22 protein-coding genes are annotated in these 23,566 nt (G+C 72.2%); 8 read left to right on the top strand and 14 right to left on the bottom strand.

The genetic code is table 11. The features are described from left to right. Positions 1–9: 9 nt before the first annotated feature. Positions 10–441, bottom strand: coding sequence for a Fur family transcriptional regulator (locus IEX47_RS00935; protein WP_188781996.1), 432 nt, complete (start codon positions 439–441; stop codon positions 10–12). Between the two features lie 159 nt (positions 442–600). Here IEX47_RS00935 and IEX47_RS00930 point away from each other — a divergent pair, with 159 nt between their 5' ends. Continuing rightward, a complete protein-coding gene (locus IEX47_RS00930; RefSeq protein WP_188781994.1) occupies positions 601–1,584 on the top strand; it encodes a malate dehydrogenase in 984 nt (327 codons plus the stop codon). A gap of 63 nt (positions 1,585–1,647) precedes the next feature. Here the strand turns inward: IEX47_RS00930 and IEX47_RS00925 are convergent, their stop codons facing one another. The 5 genes from IEX47_RS00925 to IEX47_RS00905 all read right to left on the bottom strand — a co-directional run bounded on the left by IEX47_RS00925 (position 1,648) and on the right by IEX47_RS00905 (position 6,665). After that, positions 1,648–2,055 (bottom strand): DUF3017 domain-containing protein, encoded by a 408-nt coding sequence (locus tag IEX47_RS00925; RefSeq protein ID WP_188781992.1) that lies wholly within the window; start codon positions 2,053–2,055, stop codon positions 1,648–1,650. Position 2,056: 1 nt separating this feature from the next. Further along, on the bottom strand, positions 2,057–2,908 hold the full coding sequence (locus IEX47_RS00920; protein ID WP_188781990.1) for a bifunctional methylenetetrahydrofolate dehydrogenase/methenyltetrahydrofolate cyclohydrolase: 852 nt from the start codon (positions 2,906–2,908) through the stop codon (positions 2,057–2,059). 66 nt (positions 2,909–2,974) lie between these two features. Continuing rightward, positions 2,975–4,585 carry a bifunctional phosphoribosylaminoimidazolecarboxamide formyltransferase/IMP cyclohydrolase gene (gene purH, locus IEX47_RS00915; RefSeq protein ID WP_229662521.1) on the bottom strand — a complete coding sequence of 537 codons (1,611 nt, stop codon included), beginning with the start codon at positions 4,583–4,585 and terminating at the stop codon, positions 2,975–2,977. Further along, the gene (purN, locus tag IEX47_RS00910; RefSeq protein WP_229662520.1) at positions 4,582–5,232 is read right to left on the bottom strand and encodes a phosphoribosylglycinamide formyltransferase; all 651 of its coding nucleotides are present in this window, start codon (positions 5,230–5,232) and stop codon (positions 4,582–4,584) included. Before purN ends, purH begins: the two co-directional genes overlap by 4 nt. A gap of 11 nt (positions 5,233–5,243) precedes the next feature. Next, on the bottom strand, positions 5,244–6,665 hold the full coding sequence (locus IEX47_RS00905) for a cell division protein PerM (protein WP_188781988.1): 1,422 nt from the start codon (positions 6,663–6,665) through the stop codon (positions 5,244–5,246). Between the two features lie 94 nt (positions 6,666–6,759). Between IEX47_RS00905 and IEX47_RS00900 the strand changes: the two genes are divergently transcribed. From IEX47_RS00900 to IEX47_RS00890, 3 genes are all read left to right on the top strand, one after another. Then, positions 6,760–8,601: a SigE family RNA polymerase sigma factor gene (locus IEX47_RS00900; protein WP_188781986.1), complete on the top strand. Its 1,842-nt coding sequence runs from the start codon at positions 6,760–6,762 to the stop codon at positions 8,599–8,601. A 99-nt stretch (positions 8,602–8,700) separates the two neighbouring features. Then, complete coding sequence (locus IEX47_RS00895) at positions 8,701–9,195, top strand: SigE family RNA polymerase sigma factor (RefSeq protein ID WP_188781984.1); 495 nt, start codon at positions 8,701–8,703, stop codon at positions 9,193–9,195. Beyond that, positions 9,188–10,426, top strand: a complete 1,239-nt coding sequence (locus IEX47_RS00890; RefSeq protein WP_188781982.1) for a hypothetical protein — start codon at positions 9,188–9,190, stop codon at positions 10,424–10,426. Before IEX47_RS00895 ends, IEX47_RS00890 begins: the two co-directional genes overlap by 8 nt. 100 nt (positions 10,427–10,526) lie before the next feature. Here the strand turns inward: IEX47_RS00890 and sucD are convergent, their stop codons facing one another. Next, entirely contained in the window at positions 10,527–11,441 is a 915-nt protein-coding gene (sucD, locus tag IEX47_RS00885) for a succinate--CoA ligase subunit alpha (protein WP_188781981.1), read from the bottom strand. A gap of 20 nt (positions 11,442–11,461) precedes the next feature. Continuing rightward, positions 11,462–12,628, bottom strand: coding sequence for an ADP-forming succinate--CoA ligase subunit beta (gene sucC / locus IEX47_RS00880; RefSeq protein ID WP_188781979.1), 1,167 nt, complete (start codon positions 12,626–12,628; stop codon positions 11,462–11,464). A gap of 306 nt (positions 12,629–12,934) precedes the next feature. On the opposite strand from sucC, the gene IEX47_RS00875 reads away from it, so the two are divergent. Then, the gene (locus IEX47_RS00875) at positions 12,935–13,816 is read left to right on the top strand and encodes a M23 family metallopeptidase (protein ID WP_188781977.1); all 882 of its coding nucleotides are present in this window, start codon (positions 12,935–12,937) and stop codon (positions 13,814–13,816) included. 145 nt (positions 13,817–13,961) lie between these two features. On the opposite strand, the gene IEX47_RS00870 is transcribed toward IEX47_RS00875, so the two are convergent. Genes IEX47_RS00870 through yczR form a run of 4 tightly spaced genes read right to left on the bottom strand, consistent with a single transcriptional unit; the run spans position 13,962 to position 19,235 of the window. Next, positions 13,962–14,888, bottom strand: coding sequence for a cation diffusion facilitator family transporter (locus IEX47_RS00870; RefSeq protein ID WP_188781975.1), 927 nt, complete (start codon positions 14,886–14,888; stop codon positions 13,962–13,964). 52 nt (positions 14,889–14,940) lie between these two features. Beyond that, positions 14,941–17,394: a DNA helicase PcrA gene (pcrA, locus tag IEX47_RS00865; protein WP_188781974.1), complete on the bottom strand. Its 2,454-nt coding sequence runs from the start codon at positions 17,392–17,394 to the stop codon at positions 14,941–14,943. A gap of 56 nt (positions 17,395–17,450) precedes the next feature. After that, positions 17,451–17,795 (bottom strand): hypothetical protein, encoded by a 345-nt coding sequence (locus tag IEX47_RS00860; protein ID WP_188781972.1) that lies wholly within the window; start codon positions 17,793–17,795, stop codon positions 17,451–17,453. A 9-nt stretch (positions 17,796–17,804) separates the two neighbouring features. Next, a complete protein-coding gene (gene yczR / locus IEX47_RS00855) occupies positions 17,805–19,235 on the bottom strand; it encodes a MocR-like transcription factor YczR (RefSeq protein WP_188781970.1) in 1,431 nt (476 codons plus the stop codon). A gap of 61 nt (positions 19,236–19,296) precedes the next feature. Here yczR and yczE point away from each other — a divergent pair, with 61 nt between their 5' ends. Next, a complete protein-coding gene (yczE, locus tag IEX47_RS00850; RefSeq protein ID WP_188781968.1) occupies positions 19,297–19,998 on the top strand; it encodes a membrane protein YczE in 702 nt (233 codons plus the stop codon). A gap of 11 nt (positions 19,999–20,009) precedes the next feature. On the opposite strand, the gene IEX47_RS00845 is transcribed toward yczE, so the two are convergent. Together IEX47_RS00845 and IEX47_RS00840 are read right to left on the bottom strand one after the other, a co-directional pair. Further along, complete coding sequence (locus IEX47_RS00845; protein WP_188781967.1) at positions 20,010–20,648, bottom strand: LuxR C-terminal-related transcriptional regulator; 639 nt, start codon at positions 20,646–20,648, stop codon at positions 20,010–20,012. Beyond that, a complete protein-coding gene (locus tag IEX47_RS00840; protein ID WP_188781965.1) occupies positions 20,645–21,889 on the bottom strand; it encodes an ATP-binding protein in 1,245 nt (414 codons plus the stop codon). The genes IEX47_RS00845 and IEX47_RS00840 overlap by 4 nt, the downstream gene beginning before the upstream one ends. 144 nt (positions 21,890–22,033) lie before the next feature. On the opposite strand from IEX47_RS00840, the gene IEX47_RS00835 reads away from it, so the two are divergent. Both IEX47_RS00835 and IEX47_RS00830 read left to right on the top strand, forming a co-directional pair. Beyond that, the gene (locus tag IEX47_RS00835; RefSeq protein WP_188781962.1) at positions 22,034–23,308 is read left to right on the top strand and encodes a PspC domain-containing protein; all 1,275 of its coding nucleotides are present in this window, start codon (positions 22,034–22,036) and stop codon (positions 23,306–23,308) included. Next, entirely contained in the window at positions 23,308–23,565 is a 258-nt protein-coding gene (locus IEX47_RS00830) for a hypothetical protein (protein WP_188781960.1), read from the top strand. Before IEX47_RS00835 ends, IEX47_RS00830 begins: the two co-directional genes overlap by 1 nt. The last annotated feature ends 1 nt before the right edge of the window (position 23,566 follow it).

Here is a 23,566-nt window from a genome sequence, read left to right as displayed (position 1 = left end):
GGTCGGATTTCAGGAACGGTCGGATGCAGAGCAGGTGGGGCAGGTGCCCCAGTAGATGACTTCGGCCTCGTCGATCACGAAGCCGTGGTCGGCGGACGGGTCGAGGCAGGGAGCCGCGCCGACGGCGCAGTCCACGTCGGCGATCGCGCCGCAGGAGCGGCAGACCGCGTGGTGGTGGTTGTCGCCCACGCGCGACTCGTAGCGGGCCACGTGGCCGTGGGGCTGGATCCGGCGGACCAGTCCCGCAGCGGTCAGCGCCGCGAGCGAGTCGTAGACCGCCTGGTGGGAGACCTCCGGAAGCCCCCGGCGTACGACGGAGATGACGGTCTCGGTGTCGGCGTGGGGGTGGCCGCAGACAGCCTCCATCGTCGCCACCCGGGGGCGGGTGACGCGGAGGTCGGCGCCTCGGAGGAGGACCGAGTAGTCGGGGCGCGGGGTCATGGGTTCACCATGGCACCTTTTCTGGAATCATTCAAGATAACTTCGCGTGTCGCGGAGGTGTCTGTTGCAGGAGATGGAAATCGGACGCACTCCCTCACGGTCGGTGCCGCTGCTAGCGTCGAGCGCATCCGCAGTCCCCTCCCCTGTTCAGGAGTTGTCGTGAGCACCACCCCGCTGAAGGTGGCCGTCACCGGCGCCGCCGGCCAGATCGGCTACAGCCTCCTCTTCCGCCTCGCCAGTGGCGCCCTCGGCGACCGCCCGATCGAGCTGCGCCTGCTCGAGATCGAGCCCGCGCTCAAGGCCCTCGAGGGCGTCGTCATGGAGCTCGACGACTGCGCCTTCCCGCTGCTCTCCGGCGTCGAGATCGGCGCCGACCCGACGAAGATCTTCGACGGCGTCAACCTCGCCCTGCTCGTCGGCGCGCGCCCGCGTGGCCCGGGCATGGAGCGCGGTGACCTGCTGTCGGCCAACGGCGCGATCTTCACCGCCCAGGGCAAGGCGCTCAACGAGGTCGCCGCCGACGACGTCCGCATCGGCGTCACCGGCAACCCGGCCAACACCAACGCGCTCATCGCGATGACCAACGCGGTCGACATCCCCAACGAGCGCTTCTCCGCGCTCACGCGCCTCGACCACAACCGCGCGATCTCACAGCTCGCGACCAAGACCGGTGCCTCGGTCAACGACATCCGGAAGATGACGATCTGGGGCAACCACTCGGCGACGCAGTACCCCGACCTCTTCCACGCCGAGATCGCCGGCAAGAACGCCGCCGAGGTCGTCAACGACCAGGCCTGGGTCGAGGAGTTCTTCATCCCGACGGTCGCCAAGCGCGGCGCCGCGATCATCGACGCCCGTGGCGCCTCCTCGGCCGCCTCCGCCGCGTCGGCGACCTGCAACGCCGCGCGCGACTGGCTCAACGGCACCCCCGCCGACGACTGGGTCTCCATGGCGGTCGTCTCCGACGGCTCCTACGGCGTCCCGGAGGGCCTGATCTCGTCCTTCCCGGTCACCACCAAGGACGGCGACTGGAAGATCGTCCAGGGGCTCGAGATCTCGGAGTTCTCCCGCGGTCGCATCGACGCCTCCGTCGCCGAGCTGGCCGACGAGAAGGCCGCCGTCACGGAGCTCGGCCTGATCTGATCCCTCCACGCACGAAGGCCCGGTCCCCCTGCGGGGGCCGGGCCTTCGTCGTACGCCGGGGGGTCAGGCGGGCTGGTCGGGGATGGTGATCGCCAGCACGATCAGCACGATGCCGACCGTGGCCAGCAGGATCGTGTCGAACCGTCGCCGGCGTACGCCGAGCATGCCGGCGTCGTCACCGGGCAGGAGCAGGCGGCCGACCGTGGCCACGAGCAGCGAGCCGCCGAGCCACGAGACGCCGAGGCGCCACGGGCCGGTTGCCGCGATGCCGACGCCGACCAGCGCGAGCACGAGCACGACGAGGTAGACCGCGCCGCCGATGGTGTCGGGCTGCTTGATCCGGGCGACGTCACGCAGCGGCGGCAGCGGGCCGCGGACCGCGTCGACGCCCGCGACGACGTCCTCGGGCAGGTCGGCGTCCTCCGGGAGCACGGGCTCCGTGGCGTCGACCGGCGCCGGCTCGTCGGTCACCTCAGGCCAGCTTGCTCTCGGCGATGCTCACGACGTTGGCCAGGAGCATGGCGCGCGTCATCGGGCCGACACCGCCGGGGTTCGGGGAGACCCAGCCGGCAACGTCCCAGACGTCGTCGGCGACGTCGCCGGTGACCTTGCCGTCGACGCGCGAGACGCCCACGTCGAGGACCGCGGCGCCCGGCTTGACCATGTCGGCGGTGATGATGCCGGGCACGCCGGCGGCGGCCACGACGATGTCGGCCTTGCGCACGTGGGCGGCCAGGTCGACGGTGCCGGTGTGGCAGAGGGTGACGGTGGCGTTCTCGCTGCGGCGGGTCATCAGGAGGCCGAGCGGCCGGCCGACGGTGACGCCGCGACCGACGACCACGACCTCCTTGCCGGCGATCTCGACGCCGTGGCGGCGCAGGATCTCGACGATGCCGTACGGCGTGCACGGCAGCGGCGCCTCCTTGCCGAGGACGAGCCAGCCGAGGTTGGTCGGGTGCAGGCCGTCGGCGTCCTTGGCCGGGTCGATCAGGCCGAGCACGCGGTTCTCGTCGCGGCCGCGCGGGAGCGGGAGCTGCACGATGTAGCCGGTGCAGGCCGGGTCGTCGTTGAGCTGGCGGACGGCGTCCTCGATCTCCTCCTGGGAGGCGGTCTCGGGCAGGTCGATGCGGATCGACTCGATGCCGACCTCGGCACAGTCCTTGTGCTTGCCGCCGACGTACCACCGTGAGCCCGGGTCGTCGCCGACGAGGATCGTGCCCAGACCGGGCACGACGCCCTGGTCACGGAGGGCGGCGATGCGGGACTTGAGCTCGTCCTTGATGGCGGCGGCGGTGGCCGTGCCGTCAAGCTTCTGTGCAGACATGGGACTCCTGTAGGGCGTCATGGGGATGGCTGCCCGGGCAGCCCACAACATATGACGCTTCGCGCCTCAGTGGAAAAAGTGGCGGGTGCCGGTGAAGTACATCGTCACGCCGTGCTGCTTGCAGAGCTCGATGGTGAGCTCGTCACGCACGGAGCCGCCCGGCTGGACGATCGCCTTCACGCCGGCCTCGATGAGGATCTGCGGGCCGTCCTCGAACGGGAAGAACGCGTCGGACGCGGCAACGGAGCCACGCGCGCGCTCCTGGCCCTCGACGAGGGTGTTGGCGCGCTCGACGGCGAGCTTGCAGGAGTCGACGCGGTTGACCTGGCCCATGCCGATGCCGACCGAGCCGCCGTCCTTGGCGAGCAGGATCGCGTTGGACTTGGCCGAGCGGCAGGCCTTCCAGGCGAAGGCGAGGTCGGCGAGCGTCTGCTCGTCGGCGGCCTCACCCGTGGCGAGGGTCCAGGTGGCGACATCGTCGCCCTCGGCGTCGACGTGGTCGACGGTCTGCATGAGCAGGCCACCCGAGATCGGGCGGGTCTCGACCGGGGAGCCGCCGTCGGCGGGCGCGACGAGGATGCGGATGTTCTTCTTGCCCTGGAGGATCTCCACGGCGCCGTCCTCGTAGCCCGGGGCGACGATGACCTCGGTGAAGACCTCGGCGACCTGCTTGGCCATCTCGACGGTGACCGGGCGGTTGGCGGCGATCACGCCACCGAACGCGGAGACCGGGTCGCACGCGTGGGCGGCGGCATGGGCCTCGGCGATCGAGCCGCCGACGGCGATGCCGCACGGGTTGGCGTGCTTGATGATCGCGACGGCCGGCTCGGCGAAGTCGTTGGCGGCCCGGCGCGCGGCGTCGGTGTCGACGTAGTTGTTGTACGACATCTCCTTGCCGTGCAGCTGCTCGGCCTGCGCGAGGCCGGGGGCACCGAAGCCGTTGAGGTAGAGCGCGGCCTTCTGGTGCGGGTTCTCGCCGTAGCGGAGGACGGTGGCCTTGTCGTAGGTGCCGCCGACCCACGCCGGGAAGCCGGTGCCCTCGGAGGTGTCGGTCACGACCGAGCCCATCCAGGACGCCACGGCCACGTCGTACGTCGCGGTGTGGACGAACGCCTTCGTCGCGAGCTGCTTGCGCTCCTCGTAGGAGAAGCCCTCGCCCTGCGCGGCCTCGAGGGCGCGGGCGTAGTCGGCGCCGTCGGTGACGATCGCGATGTTGGCGTGGTTCTTCGCCGCGGCGCGGACCATCGTCGGGCCGCCGATGTCGATCTTCTCGATGCAGTCCTGGACACCGGCGCCCGAGGCGACCGTGTCGGCGAACGGGTAGAGGTTGACGACCACCATGTCGAACGCCTCGATGCCCATCTCGGCGAGCTGGGCGACATGGTCGTCGAGGCGGCGGTCGGCGAGGATGCCGGCGTGGACGCGCGGGTGCAGCGTCTTCACGCGGCCGTCGAGGCACTCCTGGAAGCCGGTGAGGTCCTCGACCTTGGTGACCGGAAGGCCGAGCGACTCGATGAGCGCGGCCGAGCCACCGGTGGAGACCAGCTCGACACCCGCCTCAGCCAGGCCACGGACGAGCTCCTCGAGGCCCGTCTTGTCGAAGACGGAGACCAGGGCGCGCTTGATCGCGATCTTGTCCTGGGTCTCGATCTTGCTGAAGTCGATGGAGGAGCTCACAGTCCGAACCGGACCTTCCTGTCGGTGATGCGGAAACCTTCACGGGCCATCCGGCCCACGTTGTCGACGAGCATCCGGCGCTCGGCGACCTTGATGCGCTCGTGCAGCGCGGAGGCGTCGTCGTCGTCCTCGACCGGCACGACGGTCTGGGCCACGATCGGGCCGGTGTCGACCCCCGCGTCGACGACGAAGAGCGTCGCGCCGGTGACCTTCACGCCGTACGCGAGGGCGTCGCCGGGGCCGTTGACGCCCGGGAACGACGGGCACAGCGCGGGGTGCGTGTTGACGACCTTGCCCTCGAAGCGCTCGAGGAACTCGGGGCCGACGAGCTTCATGAAGCCGGCGAGCACGACGAGGTCGGGCTCGAACGCCGCGACCCGGTCGGCCAGCGCGTGATCCCACGCGTCGCGGGAGGAGAAATCCTTGAGCCGCGCGACGAAGGTCGGCACGTTGTGCCGGTCGGCGCGGGCCAGCCCCTCGATCTCGTCACGGTCGGCGCCCACGGCGACGATGCGCGCGCCGTACGCCGGGTCCGCGGAGGCGTCGAGGAGGGCCTGGAGGTTGGTGCCCGAGCCGGAGACCAGGACGACGACGCGCGCGGGGGCGGCAGCGCCAGACGGAGTGGGCTCGACGGAAGGAGTGGACACGAGTGCGGAGTTTATCCGCGCTCGGGCTCCTCCCCCGCCTCCGTCTCGTCGGTCCCCCTGCGGCGGAGCAGCCGGCCGAGGATCGGGACGGTGGGCTCGTTGCCGTCGGCCGTGGGCTCGCCGGCCTCCTGCGCGCGCTCGACCACCACGGTCGGCTCGGCGTCCTGGTCGACGGGGCCGGGCACGACGACGACCGGCGGCGGGTTGCGCCGGGTCAGCCAGGTGCCGATGACACCGCCGACGAGGCCGCCGATGCCGAGGGCGGTGATGCCGTGGACCAGCGTGGAGCCGACCAGCGGACCGACGTCCTGCATGCGGCCCGGGCCGACCGCGCCCCCCGCGAGCGCCGCGAGCACCGCGAAGAAGACGGCGGCGACCACGCCGGCGGAGAGCCCCCGCACCGCGCCGACGTCCCAGTCCGTGGTCGGGCGGCGGTGGCGCGAGCGGACAACCGCGATGGCGGCCACCACCGGCGGCAGCGCGATCAGGAACGGCGTCCACACCGGCGTCGAGCCGCTGTCGGGCAGCGCGGCGAGCAGCGGGAACATCGGCACCGGGCCGAGCGCGACCAGCGTCGGCGAGACGAGCGTCGTCGTGCCGAGCCGGAAGCCGGGGCCGAGGAGGTAGGAGCCGGCGAAGACCGCCGCGTTGGGCACGACGAGCAGGCTCGCCAGGACGTACGCCGTCGCGCCGGTCAGGTTGGTGCCGAGCTCCGAGAGCACGCTCAGCGCAGCGCCGCCGTCGACGACGAGCGCGACCAGGAAGACCAGGGTCGACAGGGTGAGCAGCCAGCCCAGCATCCGCACGGCGACCGCGAGGGTGTCGCGCACCGGCTCGGGCACGTAGCCCAGCCAGACGGACGCGCGGCCGGAGCCGGTCGCGATGCCCGCGCCGCCGACGCCGCCGGCGAGGACCAGGCTCCACAGCAGCACGGCGCCGAGCGACGGCTGGGTCTCGATCGTGCCGGCGACGACGGCCACCACGATCGCGGCGAGGACGTAGGAGACCGTGAAGACGGTGACGCCCGCGGGCACGGTCAGGTCACGCTCGCCGTCGGCCAGGGCATACGCGTCGGGACCGTGACCCGAGAGCCGCTCCCCCGTGCGCTGGCCGGCGCGCCACACGGCGTACGCGACGAGGGCGGTGAGGCCGAGCGGGACCGCGGTGATCGCGGAGCCCTGGACGTGGATGCCGGAGCCGTGGGCCATCAGCCACCCGAGCGCCCCCACGCGGAGCGCGTCGCGGGGAGCGCCGTGGACGCCGCCGTCGGTCAGGAACCAGCCGACCAGTGCCGCCACCATGAGGATGATCAGCGGCACCGCGGCGGCGAGCACGCCACCGCGGACGGCGACCAGCGCCAGCGATCGCTGGGCATCACCGTCCGGCGTGGTCGCTGAGGGACGGGAGGCGAAGAACGTGCTGCGGCTCGACATGACGGGGCCCATCCTCCCCGGTCGTGGCGACCACGGCCGCGAGGACGCGCCGGGGCAGTTGACGGGCACCGGCCGGGGTAGGTTGGGCGGCGCCATGCGAGACCCCGGACAGTTCGACGCGTTCTACGCCGACGCGCGCCAGCGCCTGCTCCTGCAGGCGTTCGCGCTGACCGGCGACCTCGGCGCCGCGAAGCGGGCGGTCCGCGACGGGTTCGTCGCCGCGTGGCACCACTGGCACAAGGTCTCGCGCCAGGACGACCCGGAGGCCTGGGTCCGCCCGGTCGTCTGGCAGCACGCGCAGCGCCGGCACACCGCGCACTTCTGGCGTCGCGAGGGCTCCCTCGCCGCCGAGCACCGCGCCACGCTGGACGCGCTCGACGAGCTCACCGCCATCCAGCGCCGGGCACTGCTGCTCCGGGTGCTCGCGGGCCTCGACAGCGACGTCTTCTGCCACGAGATCGGGCTGACCGAGGCCAGCGCGGCGCGGCAGCAGCGGCTGGCTGCGGCGCAGTTCGCGATCCACCGCGACGTCGATCCGGCCCAGGTCGACGCCACGCTGCGCGACCTCGGCACGCCGCTCGAGGTGCTGCGCCTCCCCCGCGCTTCCATCATCCGCCGCAGCGGCACGGCCCGTCGCCGTGCCCACACCTCCCTGGGCGTGGCCATGGCCGGCGTGGTCACGGTCGGCGCCGGCTTCGCGGTCAGCCACGACGCGACCGCGAGCTCGTCGATCGCCGGGCCGCGCGGCGCCAGCGCACCGGGGCTGGACGGCCCCGGTGCTCCCGACGCGGTCGTGCACCTCGACCCCGCCGACCTCCTCTCGGGCTCCGACGTCACCCGCCTGGCCGCCCGGGCCCTCGACGAGACCGGCACCGGCAACAACACCGACGGCACCGGCCTCAACCTGCCCTGCCAGACCCGGCGCTACGCCGACCCGAAGGCGCTGGCCGCCCTCGTCCGCCACTTCCAGACACCGGTCGCCGCGAAGAAGCAGGTCGCGACCGGGCTGGTCCAGGTCGTGGAGCGCTCCGCCGACGCCCACGCCGCCACCACGGCGTACGCCGCGACGCTGGTGTGGTTCTCGGACTGCGCCGGCAAGCGCATGCAGCTCCTCGACTCCTACGCGCTCACCGGCGCGGGTGACCAGGGCGCGCTGCTCGTCGTCCGCGACTGGGCGAAGCCGGTGAAGACGTGGACCATCGGCGTCGCGCGCACCGGCTCGATCGTGACCACGCTGGCTCGCACCGCTGCCGACGACCGCCGTCCCGAGCTGAAGCCGTTCCAGGCCGCGGTCGGCACCGCCGTCGACCGGCTCTGCAGCGCCGACGGCGGCGACACCTGCGCCACGACCCCGCGTCGCGTCGCCGGCCCGCCTCCGCCGGGCCCGTCGGCGCGCGGCATGCTCCAGGCGGTCGACCTGCCCCCGATCAAGGGCGTCCCGCACGCCTGGGTCGGCACGACACCGCGCGCTGCGACGACCAACCCCGCCGCGACGACCTGCGACGGTGCGTCGTTCACCGGCGGCGGCATCGCCTCGTCGTCCACGCGCACGTTCCTCATGCCGCAGGCCAAGCTGCCGGCCCAGTTCGGCCTCAGCGAGACCATCGGCCGGTTCAGCAGCGTCACCCGGGCGAAGTCGTTCCTCGACGGCGTCGAGAAGCGCATGCGGACCTGCGAGGACCGCGACCTCTCCGCCACCGTCGACGAGTTCCGCCACGAGCCCAAGGGTCCCGTCGGCGCGGTCCACGCATGGCGGGTCACGATCCAGGTCTCCGAGCACCGGTCGGTCGACTTCTGGGTCTCCCTTGTACGCCGCGGCGCGGTCGTCGCCGAGGTCGGCTTCGTCCCGGTGCCGAAGGCGAAGATCGACCAGCCGACGTTCCGGGCGCTCGCCGAGCGCGCACTCCTGCGCCTGGAGAACCTCCCGCCCGCCTGATTCCTGCAGCAGGATGGAGCCGGATGCAACCGGACCGCTCCTCCGCGCGTATCCCCCTCGACAGCGGCACCGCTGACGTCACAGGAACGGGGGCAGCCGATGGACGAGTCGGAGTTCGACGCGTTCTACACCGCCTCCTTCGCGCGGCTCACGGGGCAGCTCCACGCCCTGATCGGCGACCGCGACGAGGCGCAGGAGTGCGTGCAGGAGGCGTTCGTCCGGGCGTGGCAGCACCGCCGCGCGCTCGACGGGGCCGAGCACCCCGAGGCGTGGGTCCGCACCACCGCCTACCGCCTCGCGGTCAGCCGGTGGCGCCGGGTGAAGCTCGGTCGGCGGCCGACGGACCGATCCGTCTCCGCTCCCCTGTGGGCCGAGGCCGCGGACGAGTCCCGCGTCGCCCTCATCTGCGCGCTGCGCCAGCTCCCCGAGGCCCAGCGCCAGGCCCTCGTCCTCCACCACCTCTGCGACCTTCCGGTCCAGGCGGTCGCCCGCGAGACGGGAGTCCCCGAGGGCACCGTCAAGGCCCGCCTCTCCCGCGGCCGTGCCGCGCTGGCCGTCCTGCTCTCCCCCGACTCCGGAGCCACCCATGTCTGACCGTGACCCCCTCGAGCAGCTCGCCCGCTTCGGCACGGGCGGGCCCGTCACGCCACTTCCTCCTGCCGAGGTACGCCGCCGCGGCGACCGCCGCCGGGTCCGGCGCACGGCGGTGTCGGCGGTGGCCGGCGTCGTCGCCGTCCTCGCCGTCGCCGTTCCCGCCGGCCTGTACGCCGCCCACGACAGCGGCATCCCGCCGGTCCCGCCGAGCGCCTCGACCTCCGCACGGCCGACCACGATTCCCGATGACTTCCCGCTCGACCGCGCGTCGGGCTACCTCGAGGGCGCGACGAAGATCGGTCCCAGCCGCGAAGCCGGCATGGAGTACCCCCTTCCCTGCGGCCGCACGGGAATCGAGAGCCGCCCGGCTGCTGACCAGCTTCGGTTCGAGATGCAGGGCGAGGAGTTCGTCGACCGTCGTGAGCTGCGGACCTTCGACAACCAGGCAACGGCGAGCGCCGTCATGGCCGAGATCGAGAAGTCCGTCCACGCCTGCCCGCTCGAACGCTCCGGTTCGGGGAGGGAACAGGCCTGGACGCCGCTTCGCGCGGAGACCGGCCTCGCGACGTACTCCTTCAGTCGCACCGTGCAGCCGATGGGCGGGTCGATCTACCAGTACACCCGGGTGGGCCGCGCGATCCTGACGGTCGTCTGGTCCGGCGAGGGCACCACACCCGAGGGGGCGCGGCGCGACATCGGCGAGCTCTCCCGGATCACCACGGCGATCGCACCGGAGATGTGCATCTGGTCCGACGCAGGCTGCGCGGAGAGGCCGTCCGATGGCGCGACGGGCGGGAGCACCAGCCCGGACCTCGTCTTCGGCCCGTACGGCGTGAACGGCCTCACGCTCGGCATGAGCGCCGCGGAGGTCCGCGAGACGGGGGCCGCGTCCGCGGTCCAGGGCTCGGCGCACGACGGCTGGAAGGAGGGCTGCCTCGCGGTGGACTACACGTTCACCGGCGACGACGAGCCCGGTGACGTCAACGGACGCATCTCGCCCGAGCAGGGCCTCGAGCAGCTCGTCGCCACCCGGGACATGCGGACGCCGAACGGCGTCGGCATCGGGTCGACACGGTCCGAGGTCGAGGCCGGCTTCGCCCACCTCGTCGGTGCCGGCGACGTCCTGTCCTCACCCGCCGGAGACGGCTCGTGGGCCTATGAGATCACGCTCACCGACGGCAGGGTCTCCCGCATCACGCTCGAGCTTCCTCGTCAGGACTGCGCGATCTGACGCCTGCCACGGGCACCTCGACCACACGGCGTACGGCGGGAAAGGCGAAGGCCCCCGGGTGAACCCGGGGGCCTTCGTCGTGGTGCTGGGTGAGGCTGGATCAGGCCTTGGGCTCGATGCCCATGCCGACCAGGATCTCGCGCGCCAGGGCAGCGGTGGCGGACGGCGTCTTGCCGACCTTCACGCCGACGGCCTCGAGGGCCTCCTGCTTGGCGGCAGCGGTGCCCGCGGAGCCCGAGACGATGGCGCCGGCGTGGCCCATGGTCTTGCCCTCCGGGGCGGTGAAGCCAGCGACGTAGCCGACGACCGGCTTCGTGATGTTGGCCTTGATGTAGTCGGCCGCCCGCTCCTCGGCGTCGCCACCGATCTCACCGATCATGACGATCAGCTTGGTGTCGGGGTCCTCCTCGAACGCCTGGAGGGCGTCGATGTGGGTGGTGCCGACGATCGGGTCGCCGCCGATGCCGATGGCGGTCGTGAAGCCGAAGTCCTTCAGCTCGTACATCATCTGGTAGGTCAGCGTGCCCGACTTGGAGACGAGACCGACCGGGCCGGAGCCGGTGATGGTGTGCGGGGTGATGCCGGCCAGGGAGACCTCGGGCGTGATGATGCCGGGGCAGTTCGGGCCGATCATGCGGGTGGACTTGCCCTGCAGGTACGACCAGACCTCGGCCGTGTCCTGGACCGGGACGCCCTCGGTGATCACGACGATCAGCGGCATCTCGGCGTCGATCGCCTCGATGGCCGCGGCCTTCGTGAACGCCGGCGGGACGAAGAGGACGGACACGTTGGCGCCCGTCTCCTTCATGGCCTCGGCGACGGTGCCGAACACGGGGAGCTCGACGTCGTTGCCGTCCTTGTCCTTGTGGGACACGGTCGTGCCGGCCTTGCGGGCGTTGACGCCACCGACGATCTCGGCGCCGGAGTCGAGCATGAGGGCGGTGTGCTTCGCGCCCATGCCGCCCGTGATGCCCTGGACGATGATCTTGCTGTCAGCGTTGAGGTAGATGCTCATTGTTCTTCTGAATCCCTATCTCAGGCGTTCGCCAGCTCGGCGGCCTTGTCGGCCGCGCCGTCCATGGTGTCCACCAGCGTCACGAGCGGGTGGTTCAGCTCGTTGAGGATCTGACGACCCTTCTCGACGTTGTTGCCGTCGAGGCGGACGACGAGCGGCTTGGTGGCCTTGTCACCGAGGAGCTCGAGGGCGCCCTTGATGCCGTTGGCGACCTCGTCACACGCGGTGATGCCACCGAAGACGTTGACGAAGACGGACTTGACCTGCTCGTCGTTGAGGATCACGTCGAGGCCGTTGGCCATCACCTGGGCGTTGGCGCCACCGCCGATGTCCAGGAAGTTGGCCGGCTTCACGCCGCCGTGGTTCTCGCCGGCGTACGCGACGACGTCGAGGGTGCTCATGACGAGACCCGCGCCGTTGCCGATGATGCCGACCTGGCCGTCGAGCTTGACGTAGTTGAGGCCGAGCTCCTTGGCCTTCGCCTCGAGCGGGTCGGCCTCTTCCTTGATCTCGAAGGCCTCGTGCTCCGGGTGGCGGACCTCGGAGGCGTTGTCGTCGAGCGAGACCTTGCCGTCGAGCGCCTCGAGCTTGTCGCCCTCGAGGCGGGCCAGCGGGTTGACCTCGACCAGCGTGGCGTCCTCCTCGACGAAGACCTTGTACAGGTTCTCGATCATGGTGACGGCCTGCTCGAAGACGGCCTCGGGGAAGCCGGCCTCCGTCGCGATCTCGCGCGCCTTGGCAGCATCGACGCCCTTGCCGGGGTCGATCGCGATCTTCTTGACGGCGTCGGGGTTGGTCTTCGCGACCTCCTCGATCTCGACACCACCCTCGACGGACGCGATGCAGAGGTACTGGCGGTTCGACCGGTCCAGCAGGAACGAGAAGTAGTACTCCTCCTGCGGCGGCGTCGCCGGGGTGACCAGGACGCGGTTGACCGGCAGGTCCTTGATGGTCAGGTTGAGGATGTTGGTGGCGTGCTCGAACGCCTCATCCGGGGTCTTGGCGATCTTGACGCCGCCCGCCTTGCCGCGGCCGCCGGCCTTGACCTGAGCCTTGATGACGGTCACGCCACCCAGCTGCTCGGCCGCCTTGCGCGCGTCCTCGGCGGTCTCGACGACCACACCGAGGGTGGTGGTCACGCCGTGCGTGGCGAAGAGTTCCTTCGCCTGGTACTCCATCAGGTCCACGATCCACCCAGTCCTTGTCGTTGCGTATGAGTCCGGGGATTCCTTCGAGGCACAGTAGACCCGCCGTACGCCGAACGGCCATGTGGACCCCATCATGGACGCGAAACGTGCTGGATCCCACACGCGACCTCACGACCTCACGTCGTACGGCTTGATCCTGCGCCTGACGGGCGTTCACGAATGCACAACCAGGGAGCGCCGCTCTCCGATTTATCTCCACATGCTGCCCCCGCAGATTGGGTAGGCCGCGAGGGTTTCGCCTAGAGTCGTGCCCGCTGTCTCGTTCCCGACCAGAGGATTTCACTGATGGGCGACCACCGAGCACCCCGTGGTGCACGCGTTGCACAGCGCGGTGACGTCACGACCTCGTCGACCTACGCGGGTGCCGGCAAGCGCAGGGCTGCCACGCACGCCGCGCCGCGCAGCTCACTCGTGGGCGGTCTTCCGTCCGCTCCCGTCCTCCTCGGCGTCGCAGCCCTCTCGGTCTCCGCGACCGGCGCGGTGAGCGCCGCCGCAGCCGACGGCAACCACGTCACCAACGACGCCGCCCCCGCGCGTTACTCCGCGCCGGCCAACGCCCTCGGCGGCGAGAGCGTCGTCTCCTCCTCCTCCCTCGAGCAGGAGCGCGCCGAGCTCGTCTCCCGCGACTCCGCCCGCGACGCGCTCGCGACGGCCTCCTCGACGAAGCTCGAGAAGGCCGCCGAGGAGCAGGCACAGGAGCGCGACACCGCGCTCGGCCAGCTCGCCAAGGCGGCGCACTCGCACGCCAGCGAGCTCGAGGCCGACCGCTGGATCCTCCCGCTCAAGCCCGGCAGCTACCGGATCAGCGAGGGCTTCGGCGAGGGCTACTCGTGGCGCGGCTACGGCCACACCGGCCTCGACTTCGCGACGCCGACCGGCAGCCCCGTCTTCGCCGTCTCCAACGGCACCGTCTTCGCCGCGCAGTACGCCGGCGGCTGCGGCTACATGGTCGAGATCCGCCTCGACGACGGCACCGAGATCAAGTACTGCCACAACTCCTCGCTGGCCACCTCGGTCGGCGCGAAGGTCCGGGTCGGCGACGTCATCGCCTACTCCGGCTCCACGGGCCACTCGACCGGCCCCCACGTGCACCTCGAGGTGCACCCCGGCGGTGGCGACGCGGTTGACCCGTTCGCCGCGCTGGTCGCCCACGGCGCCCAGCCGTAACGAGCGCCAGCGAGGCAGGCTGGACGCCTAGGCGACCAGCCGCCCGTGCTGCGTCATGAGCCGCGGCGGTGACGCTCGTCGTGGGCCCGCGCGTGCGAACTGACGTGTCGGCGCCCGGAGCGTGCGAGGACGCGCCGTCCCGGCGCTAGTGGCGGCCGGTCTCCGACGACGCGTGTGCGACGGGCTCGAACTGGAACGTCGAGTGCTCGACGTCGAACTTCGCGTGCAGCGCCTGCTGCACCTCGGCGAGCAGGGCGGCCGTGTGCCCGTCCTGGAAGCACCCGTCCTCGACGACCAGGTGGGCCGTCAGCGCGGGCAGCCCCGAGGTGATCGTCCAGGCGTGCAGGTCGTGGACGTCGAGTACGTGGTCGACGGCGAGCAGGTCCGCGCGGACCTCGGCCAGCTCGACGTGCTCGGGGGCGCCCTCGAGCAGCACCCGACCGGACTGGCGCAGCAGTCCCCAGGCGGCATGGAGCATCAGCACGACGACGAGCAGGGTGGCGATCGTGTCGGCCGGCATCCAGCCGGTGGTGAGGATGACGACGCCGGCGATCGCGGTGCCGATGAAGCCGTAGAGGTCGGTCAGCACGTGCTGGTAGGCGCCCTCGACGTTGAGGCTCGAGCGGTTGGCGCGGGCGAGCAGCGCGACCGCGGCGACGTTGACGACGCATCCCACGATCGCGACCACCACCACCGCCCCACCGGCGACGTCGGGCGGGTCGGCCAGGCGGCGTACGGCCTCGACGGTGAGCATGCCGGCCACGACGAGCAGGGTGATGCCGTTGACCGCAGCGGCGAGGATCTCGGCGCGCTTGAAGCCGTAGGTCCACACCAGGGACGCGGGCCGGGCGGCCAGGCGCATCGCCCAGAGCGCGGCGCCGATGGCGCCGACATCGGAGAGCATGTGCGCGGCGTCGGACAGCAGGGCGAGGGAGCCGGAGACGAGGGCGACGACGACCTCGCCGACCATGAAGGCCGCGAGGAGCCCGAGCGCGGACCAGAGCAGGCGCCGGTCTGCGTCAGCCGCGACGCCGTGCTGGTGGCCACCCCCGTGGTCGTGTCCTGCTCCCATGCCGCGAGTCTAGGGAGGCGACCTGAGTTCTCCCGCAGAAACCTGAGAGCCGCTACAGCTTCTCGACGGGCGCGTAGCGGAGCAGCAGCCGCTTGACGCCCTCGCTGCCGAAGTCGATCGAGGCGACGGCCTTCTCGGCGGCTCCGTCGACCGACACGACGGTGCCGAGACCGAAGGAGTCGTGGGTGACCCGGTCGCCCGGTGCGAGCGACGGGATCGCGCGCGCCTGCTTCTGCTTGGCAGCCGCGTCGAGGCGCAGCGCGGCCGACCCGAACGCGCGGCGCCCGCGGTCCGTCGCGGCGGAGCCGAAGGAGCCGCTGCTGCCGGTGCCCGAGCCCCACGTCGTGCCGGCGTCCTCGTAGGAACGACGGCGCCAGGAGGTCATCTCGGACTCGGTGCGCTTCCAGTCGACGAGGGTCGCCGGCAGCTCGTCGAGGAAGCGGGAGGCCGGATTGTGCGCGGGTGCGCCCCACGCCGAACGCTGGATGGCGCGGGAGATGTGGAGCCGCTGGCGCGCGCGGGTCAGGCCGACGTACGCCAGGCGGCGCTCCTCCTCGAGCTCGGGCAGGTCGCCCAGCGCGCGCATGTGGGGGAAGACGCCGTCCTCCATGCCGGTCAGGAAGACGATCGGGAACTCCAGGCCCTTGGCCGTATGGAGGGTCATCAGGGTGACGACGCCCTTGTCCTCCGCCTCGGGCGACTCGGGGATCTGGTCGGAGTCGGCGACGAGCGCGACCCGCTCGAGGAAGTCGCTGAGACCGGGCGAGACGGTGCCGGCGTCGACGTCGGCAGGGTCCGCGGACGGACCGGCCTGCGGGTCGTCGCTGAACTCGCGGGCGACAGCGACGAGCTCGGCGAGGTTCTCCACGCGGGTCTCGTCCTGCGGGTCGTCGGACGCCTCGAGCTCGGCGAGCAGGCCGGAGCGGGTCAGCACCGTCTCGAGGATGACGTCGGCCCGCTCCCCCGCCGCCACCATCGACTGGAGCTCCTGGACCATGTCGGTGAAGCCGCGGATCGCGTTGAGCGAGCGCGTCGCGATGCCCGCGGCCTGGTCCGCCCTGACCAGCGCCTCCCAGAAGGTCACCCGCTCCCGCTCGGCGTACGCCGCGACGCAGGCCTCCGCGCGGTCGCCGATGCCCCGCTTGGGGGTGTTGAGGACGCGGCGCAGGGAGATCTCGTCGGCCGGGTTGGCCAGCAGCCGCAGGTAGGCCAGCGCATCGCGGACCTCCTTGCGCTCGTAGAACCGGACGCCGCCGACGACCTTGTAGGGCATGCCGTGGCGGATGAAGATCTCCTCGAACACACGGCTCTGCGCGTTGGTCCGGTAGAAGACCGCGACGTCGCCGGGCTTGAAGTCGCCGGTGTCGACGAGGCTGTCGATCTCGCGGGAGACGAAGCGGGCCTCGTCGTGCTCGTCGTCGGCGACGTAGCCGACGATCTTCTCCCCCATGCCCGCGTCGGACCAGAGCCGCTTCACCTTGCGGCCCTTGTTGTTGCTGATGACGGCGTTGGCCGCCTCGAGGATCGTCTGGGTCGAGCGGTAGTTCTGCTCGAGCAGGATCGTCGTGGCGTCGGGGAAGTCCTGCTCGAAGTCGAGGATATTGCGGATGTTGGCGCCGCGGAACGCGTAGATCGACTGGTCGGCATCGCCGACGACCATCAGCTCGGCCGGCTCGATCCGCTCGCCGCCGCTCGTGCCTTCATCCATCGGGTCCGCGCAGAGCTGGTGGATCAGGGCGTACTGCGCGTGGTTGGTGTCCTGGTACTCATCGACCAGCACGTGGCGAAAACGCCTCCGGTAGACCTCGCGCACGTCGGGGAACGCCTGGAAGAGGTGGACCGTCGTCATCAGCAGGTCGTCGAAGTCGAGGGCGTTGGCCTCGCGCAGCCGCCGCTGGTAGTTGACGTACGCCGAGGCGTAGGCGCGCTCGAAGTCGTTGCTGGCGTCCTTCGCGGCCTCGTCGGGGTCCTTCAGCTCGTTCTTCTGGGTGGAGACCCAGTTGAGGACGGCGCGCGGCTGGTACTTCTTCGGGTCGAGCTCGAGGTCGTTGAGGACCAGCTGCATCAACCGCTTCTGGTCGGCGGCGTCGTAGATCGAGAAGTTGGACTTGAAGCCGAGCTTGTCGGACTCCTTGCGCAGGATCCGCACGCAGGCGGAGTGGAAGGTCGACACCCACATGACGCGGGCGCGCTTGCCGATCAGTTCCTCGACCCGCTCCTTCATCTCGGCCGCTGCCTTGTTGGTGAAGGTGATCGCGAGGATCGAGCCCGGGTGCGCCTTGCGCTCCTGGACCAGCCAGGCGATGCGCCGGGTCAGGACGCGCGTCTTGCCGGAGCCGGCACCGGCGACGACGAGCAGCGGCCGGCCGGCGTGGATGACCGCGGCCCGCTGGGGCTCGTTGAGCCCCGCGAGGAGGGCGTCGCGACCCGGCGTGGGAGCAGGCGCGACGGACTCGAGTCCCGGGATCGGGAACGACGACTGGCCGGGGATGGGAAAGCTGCTCATGCTGCGCCCAGCCTACGGGCGCGCACCGACAGGCCCGGCGCCCGCCCGTGTGGGTGTCAGCGCCAGAGGACGGCGACGCACACGTTGGCCACCACGAGGCCCGTGACCAGCCAGTAGAGGGCGTCGCTCAGGCCCTTGCGGCGGCGCGCCTCGAGGAGGCCGACGACGACGAGCGCCACGAGGAGCTTCACGCCGAGCTTGGCGTTGTTGACGTCGGCGGAGTCGTCGGCCGACACGAGACCGGCCAGGGCGAGGCCCGCGAGGAAGACGATGCGGGCGCCCCAGATCGTGGAGGTGTGGATCGCCTTCCGGGTCGCCTTCGCCTGGCCGAGCAGGCCGCCGAGGAGTGCCGCGAAGGCGCAGAGGTGAACGACCAGGATGAGGTGACGCACGAAGTCCATGACCGGAGCCTAGACGACCCTCACCCGACCGGTGTGCGGGGCGTTGGCTCCGCCGACGACCGCGTCCCACGACGCAGCCAGTACGTCGACCGCGGCCCGTAGCTCCTCGGCGGGCCGGGTCCACGGCAACCGGACGAAGCGCTCCAGTCCGCCCTCGACGGCGAACGCCGGCCCGGGGGCGATCGACGCGCCGCGGCGTTCGGCCTCGGCCGCGAGCGTGCTCGAGACCGGGGCCGGGAGCTCGACCCACAGGCAGAGCCCGCCGGCGGGCACGCGGAAGCGCCAGTCCGGGACCCGCTCGTGCAGCGCCGCCACCAGTGCGTCCCGCTGATCGCGCAGCCGGTCGCGCTGGACCGACGCGATCGGCTCGGGGTCGGCCAGCACCCGCGCCAGCACCAGCTGCTCCAGCAGCGGAGCGCCGAGGTCGAGGCCGAGGCGGGCCGAGGTGAGCTGCTCGATCCGCTCCCGCGGGGCGCGGATCCAGCCCAGCCGGAGGCCGCCCCAGAACTGCTTGCTCGCCGAGCCGACCGTGATTGCGTCGGGCAGGAACGACGCGAAGGGCGGGGGCATCTCGACGGCGTCGAGGGAGAGCGCCTGGTGCGCCTCGTCGACGATGGCGACCACCCGGTTGCGGCGCAGCGCCGCGGCGTACGTCGCCCGCTCGTCGGTGGTCATGACGTGACCGGTGGGGTTCTGGAAGTCCGCGAGGACGAAGGCCGCGCGCGGCGCCGTCTGCCGCACGGTCGCGACCATGCCGGGGATGTCGAAGCCCGCCGCGTCGACCGGCGAGGTGACCAGCCGGGCGCCGCGGCTGGCGAGGGCGCTGGTCGCGTTGGGGTAGACCGGGCTGTCGACCACGACGCGATCGCCCGGCGAGGTGACCGCCTGGGCAGCGATCGCGGTGGCCGAGAGCGCGCCCGGCGTCACCAGGATCTGGTCGGGGTCGGTGGGCAGGCCGCGCGCGGCGTACGCGCTGGCGATCTGCTCCTGCAGCGCGGGCAGGCCCGCGGGGAAGTATCCGTGCCCACCGAGGTACGCCGGCAGCTCGGCCACCGCCGCCTCGTAGTGCGCGGCGAGGCCCGTCGGGGCGCTGCCCGCGGCGCAGTTGAGGTCGATCAGCTCGGTGGTGCCGGGCAGCGGGGCGAGGCCGCGGTCGAGGGTGGCCCGGCGTCCGCCCGGCAGCCGCGTGAAGGTGCCCGCTCCGGTGCGCGCCTCGGCGAAGCCGCGCTCGCGCAGGTCGGCGTACGCGCGGGTGACGGTGGTGCGGCTGACGTCGAGGGCGACGGTGAGGTCGCGCTCGCTGGGCAGCCGTGCCCCGAGCGGGATCCGGCCCTCGCCGATGAGCATGCGCAGGCAGTCCGAGAGGCCCGCGTAGGCGGGGCTGCGGTCGAAGTCACCCACCAAGGTGGCTACGCGTCCGGCCGACATCACTGCACTCATGCAGGCCACTATCCACCGATTGGCTATTTCCTACAAGGCCGATTCCGGTCATCGTGGAGTCATGACCGCGATCGTCCCGCCCACCACCCTCACCGAAGCCACCGTCGTCGCGCCCACCCCCGCGCCGCGGCGTGCGCTCGCCACCCTCACCCCGCGCGAGCAGCTCCGTGCTGGCCGGCTGCCCCGGCGCCTGGTCCAGCTCGTCGTCGGGCTGTGGATCTACGGCGCCTCGATGGCCATGGTGATCCGCGGCGCGCTGGGCCTGGACCCGTGGGACGTCTTCCACGCCGGCGTGATGGCCCACGTCGGGCTGAGCTTCGGCGAGGTCGTCATCGTGGTCGGCTTCCTGGTGCTGCTGCTCTGGATCCCGCTGAGGCAGATGCCCGGCCTGGGCACGCTCGCCAACGTGGTCCTGATCGGCGTGGCCACCGACGCGACGCTGGCGATGCTCGCCGCCCCCGAGGGGCTCGCCGCCCGCGGCGCCCTCCTCGTCGGCGGCATCGTCCTCAACGGCCTCGCCGGCGCCCTCTACATCGGCGCCCAGCTCGGCCCCGGCCCGCGCGACGGGCTGATGACCGGCCTCGCGCGGCGTACGGGTCGCTCGATCCGGCTGGTCCGCACCAGCCTCGAGGTGACCGTGCTCGTCGCCGGCTTCCTGCTCGGCGGCCAGGTCGGCCTCGGCACCGTGCTGTACGCCGTGGGCATCGGCCCCCTCGTGCAGCTCTTCCTGCCGTGGACGATCGTCGAGCTCGAGACCGAGTAGGCGCAGCAAGGTCAGAGCAACCGGCGGTCCGACGCCCAGCGCGTGAGCTCGTGGCGGCTGGACAGCTGGAGCTTCCGCAGCACCGCCGACATGTGGGTCTCGACGGTCTTGACCGAGATGAAGAGCTCGGAGGCGACCTCCTTGTAGGAGTAGCCGCGGGCGATCAGCCGCATCACCTCGCGCTCGCGCTCGGTGAGCCGGTCGAGGTCCTCGTCGACCGCGGCGACCTCGATGGTGCCGGCGAAGGCGTCGAGGACGAAGCCGGCCAGGCGCGGCGAGAAGACCGCGTCGCCCCCGGCCACCCGGCCGATCGCGCTGACCAGCTCGGGCCCGGTGATCGTCTTGGTGACGTAGCCGCGGGCGCCGGCACGGATCGTGCCGATCACGTCCTCGGCGGCGTCGCTCACCGACAGCGCCAGGAAGCGCGTGGCCGACGGGCCGACCCGGCGCATCACCTCGGCGCCACCGCCGCCGGGCAGGTGCACGTCCAGCAGCACCACGTCGGGTGCCTGTGCGAGGACCGCCGCGACCGCCGTGTCGACGTCCTCGGCCTCGGCCACGACGTCGACCGACGGGGCCGCCGCCAGCTCGGAGCGGACGCCGGCGCGGAACATCGCGTGGTCGTCGACGATCAGCACTCGGGTGCTCATGACTTGTCCTCCCGTGTCATCTTCAGCACCACCTCGGTGCCCTCCCCCGGACGCGACGTCACGCGGGCCGTGCCCCCGTGACGCTCCATCCGGTCCACGATCGATCCGCGTACGCCGTGGCGGTCAGCGGCGACCGCGTCGGGGTCGAAGCCCCGGCCACGGTCCTTCACGAAGACCTCGAGCTGCGACGGCGACACCTCGGCGTACACGTCGACACGGCCCGATCCGGCGTGCTTCGCGGCGTTGACGACCGCCTCGCGCGTGGCCAGGAGCACCGGCTGGGTGCGCTCGTCGAGCACCAGGTCGCCGACGGTCACGACCTCGACGGTCACGTTGTGATCGGCCTCCACCTCGGCCGCGAGCGCGGCGAGCGCCGCCGACAGCGACCCCGACGGAGCGGTCTCCTCGAAGAGCCAGGAGCGCAGGTCACGCTCCTGGGCGCGGGCGAGCCGGGCCACCTGGGCCGGGTCGGCGCTGTTCTTCTGGATCAGCGCGAGGGTCTGCAGCACCGAGTCGTGCAGGTGGGCTGCGACGTCCGCGCGCTCCTGCGAGCGGACTCGCTGGGCGCGCTCCTCGCCGAGGTCGTTGAGGAGCCGGACCAGCCACGGTCCGAGGACCAGCAGCACGCCGACGAGGCCGAGGCCGGTGGCGAGCAACACGTCGACGGCGACCGAGAGCCGGCCCGAGCGGAGCGCGAAGAGGACCAGGGCCGTGACCAGCATCAGCACGCCGAGGACGATCCGCGACCACGCCGCCCATCCGCCGTCGCCGACCAGCGCGCGCACCGGGTCGATGCGGCCGGTGCTGTCCCTCCACCGCTCGCGGCTCGACTCGTCGGCCTGCCGCCAGATCAGCGCCACGCCGCCGAGGCCGAGCACGAGGATCCACAGCACGAGGCCCGTGCCGAGCACGAGCTGCGCCACGAAGAGCGCGCCGATGCCCAGCGCGGCCAGCGCGACCGCAGGGCCGACGTCGGCGAGGCCGCGTCGCGTCGTACGCCGGCCACCGCGCTCGGCCGCGGCCAGGCCGGGGGCCGGCTCGGCGGAGGGAGCGGTGGGCAGCCGGAGCCAGAGGGCGGCGTACAGCAGGATGCCGGCGCCGTTGGCGGCCGCCAGCAGCGCGAAGCCGATGCGGACCCGGCTGACCGGCCAGCCGAGGTGCTGCGCGACGCCGGCCGCGACACCGCCGAGGAAGCCCGCCTCGGGGTCGCGGTAGGCGCGGCGCGGCTCGTACGTGATCATGGTGCGGCCATCGTGGCACGCGCGGGGGCGCCGCGGGATCGGGATCGCCCCCGACCCGACCCCGAGGTGGCCCGGGCACCCCCGGCGCAGGTTCAGGGTCGTCCCCGATGGTCGGGAGCCCGCCGCCACGGAAGGCTGGGGCCCATGGACGAGAACACCCCTCCCCCGGCCGGCGACACCCCGCCGCCCCCGCCCGGACCCGCCGCCCCTCGCGGTGACGACGGCCCACGGGTCTCCGCCTCCGACGTCCGCGACGTCGCGCGACTGCGCCGCAGCACCACCGACCGCCACGTGGCCGGTGTCGCAGGTGGCCTGGCCCGCCACCTCGACGTCGACCCCATCCTGATCCGGGTCGGCTTCGTCGTGCTGACGATCTTCGGCGGCACCGGCCTCTTCCTCTACGGCGCGCTGTGGATCCTGCTGCCCGACGACAACGAGGGCGACCGGGCGATGATCGACCTCGACCCGCGCAACCGCTCGCTCGCGGTGCTCGTGGTCGGCGCACTCGCCGCGGTCGGCTTCCTCGGCGACGTGCTCGGCTTCCGCGGCGACCACGACGGCTTCTTCTTCCCGGCGATCCCGCTGCTGGTCGTGGGGGCCATCGCGTTCGTCGTGCTTCGCAAGCGCGAGTGGCGCCGGGCCCAGCGCCTCGCCGGCGGCCAGCCGGCGCGACAGCCCTGGGAGGCGACGTACGCCGCCGGGCCGAAGGCCGCCTTCGAGGCCGACGTGCACGCCAACCCGGAGAAGTACAAGGACATCAACGCCTGGAAGATGCAGGGCGACGGGAGCTCCGGCTATCGCTGGGTCCGCGACCCACGCAAGAAGGGCCCGCTCCTGTTCTGGATCGCGCTCCCGCTGATCGCCGTCGCGCTGGGCGTCCTCGGCGTCGTCGACCTCGGCGGCGCCCACGTCATCCCCGCGGCCTACCCCGCCCTTGCGCTGACCATCGTCGCCGCCCTGCTCGTGCTCGGTGCCTTCTGGGGCAGGGCGGGCGGGCTGATCCTGCTCGGCGTGCTGCTGGTGCCGATCACGACGGTGACGACCGTCGCAGACCACATCGACGGCAAGGACGTGCGCTTCGCGCCGCTGAGCACCTCCCAGATCCCGGCGGACGGCTACACCTCGGACGTCGGCAAGCTGGTCGTCGACCTGACCCGTCTGGAGGACCCGCAGGCGCTCGACGAGAAGGTCGTCGTCAGCCACATCAACGTCGGTGAGCTCGAGGTGATCGTGCCCGACGACGTGACCGTCGAGGCCGAGGCGCAGGTCGACGGCCCCGGCGGCATCGACCTCCTCGGCCACGCCGGCGGTGGCATCGACATCAGCAACAGCGTCACCCAGGCCGCCGGCCCCGACGCACCCACCTGGCACATCGTCGCGACCGCCGACATCGGCCACATCATCGTCAGGAGCAAGTGATGAACGACCAGACGACCGTGATCCCGCCGCTCCCCGACGAGGCACCGGAGACGACGCCCCGCGGCGGACGGCACCCCGTCAACATCGGCCACCTCGTGATGGGCCTTGCCTTCGCCGGCCTGCTGACCGTGTGGGCGCTCTACGTGAGCGACACCGTGCCGCAGGACGACCTGCGCTGGCTGCTGCCGGTGCCGTGGCTGCTCGGTGGCGGCGCAGGCCTCGTGGCCGCGGTGCTCACGCAGCGCAAGCGCCTCTGAG

The organism is Nocardioides phosphati (assembly GCF_014646375.1).
GTDB classification, from domain to species: Bacteria; Actinomycetota; Actinomycetes; order Propionibacteriales; family Nocardioidaceae; genus Nocardioides; species Nocardioides phosphati.
This window is presented reverse-complemented; position numbering and strand designations above follow the sequence as displayed.

What these genes read in the sequence shown, in the direction of transcription:
- IEX47_RS00935 (WP_188781996.1), bottom strand. Translation starts at nt 441, where the DNA reads ATGACCCCGCGCCCCGACTACTCGGTCCTCCTCCGAGGCGCCGACCTC.
- IEX47_RS00920 (WP_188781990.1), bottom strand. Translation starts at nt 2,908, where the DNA reads ATGTCTGCACAGAAGCTTGACGGCACGGCCACCGCCGCCGCCATCAAG.
- IEX47_RS00905 (WP_188781988.1), bottom strand. Translation starts at nt 6,665, where the DNA reads ATGTCGAGCCGCAGCACGTTCTTCGCCTCCCGTCCCTCAGCGACCACG.
- IEX47_RS00900 (WP_188781986.1), top strand. Translation starts at nt 6,760, where the DNA reads ATGCGAGACCCCGGACAGTTCGACGCGTTCTACGCCGACGCGCGCCAG.
- IEX47_RS00895 (WP_188781984.1), top strand. Translation starts at nt 8,701, where the DNA reads ATGGACGAGTCGGAGTTCGACGCGTTCTACACCGCCTCCTTCGCGCGG.
- IEX47_RS00890 (WP_188781982.1), top strand. Translation starts at nt 9,188, where the DNA reads ATGTCTGACCGTGACCCCCTCGAGCAGCTCGCCCGCTTCGGCACGGGC.
- sucD (WP_188781981.1), bottom strand. Translation starts at nt 11,441, where the DNA reads ATGAGCATCTACCTCAACGCTGACAGCAAGATCATCGTCCAGGGCATC.
- IEX47_RS00875 (WP_188781977.1), top strand. Translation starts at nt 12,935, where the DNA reads ATGGGCGACCACCGAGCACCCCGTGGTGCACGCGTTGCACAGCGCGGT.
- IEX47_RS00870 (WP_188781975.1), bottom strand. Translation starts at nt 14,888, where the DNA reads ATGGGAGCAGGACACGACCACGGGGGTGGCCACCAGCACGGCGTCGCG.
- pcrA (WP_188781974.1), bottom strand. Translation starts at nt 17,394, where the DNA reads ATGAGCAGCTTTCCCATCCCCGGCCAGTCGTCGTTCCCGATCCCGGGA.
- IEX47_RS00860 (WP_188781972.1), bottom strand. Translation starts at nt 17,795, where the DNA reads ATGGACTTCGTGCGTCACCTCATCCTGGTCGTTCACCTCTGCGCCTTC.
- yczR (WP_188781970.1), bottom strand. Translation starts at nt 19,235, where the DNA reads ATGAGTGCAGTGATGTCGGCCGGACGCGTAGCCACCTTGGTGGGTGAC.
- yczE (WP_188781968.1), top strand. Translation starts at nt 19,297, where the DNA reads ATGACCGCGATCGTCCCGCCCACCACCCTCACCGAAGCCACCGTCGTC.
- IEX47_RS00845 (WP_188781967.1), bottom strand. Translation starts at nt 20,648, where the DNA reads ATGAGCACCCGAGTGCTGATCGTCGACGACCACGCGATGTTCCGCGCC.
- IEX47_RS00840 (WP_188781965.1), bottom strand. Translation starts at nt 21,889, where the DNA reads ATGATCACGTACGAGCCGCGCCGCGCCTACCGCGACCCCGAGGCGGGC.
- IEX47_RS00835 (WP_188781962.1), top strand. Translation starts at nt 22,034, where the DNA reads ATGGACGAGAACACCCCTCCCCCGGCCGGCGACACCCCGCCGCCCCCG.
- IEX47_RS00830 (WP_188781960.1), top strand. Translation starts at nt 23,308, where the DNA reads ATGAACGACCAGACGACCGTGATCCCGCCGCTCCCCGACGAGGCACCG.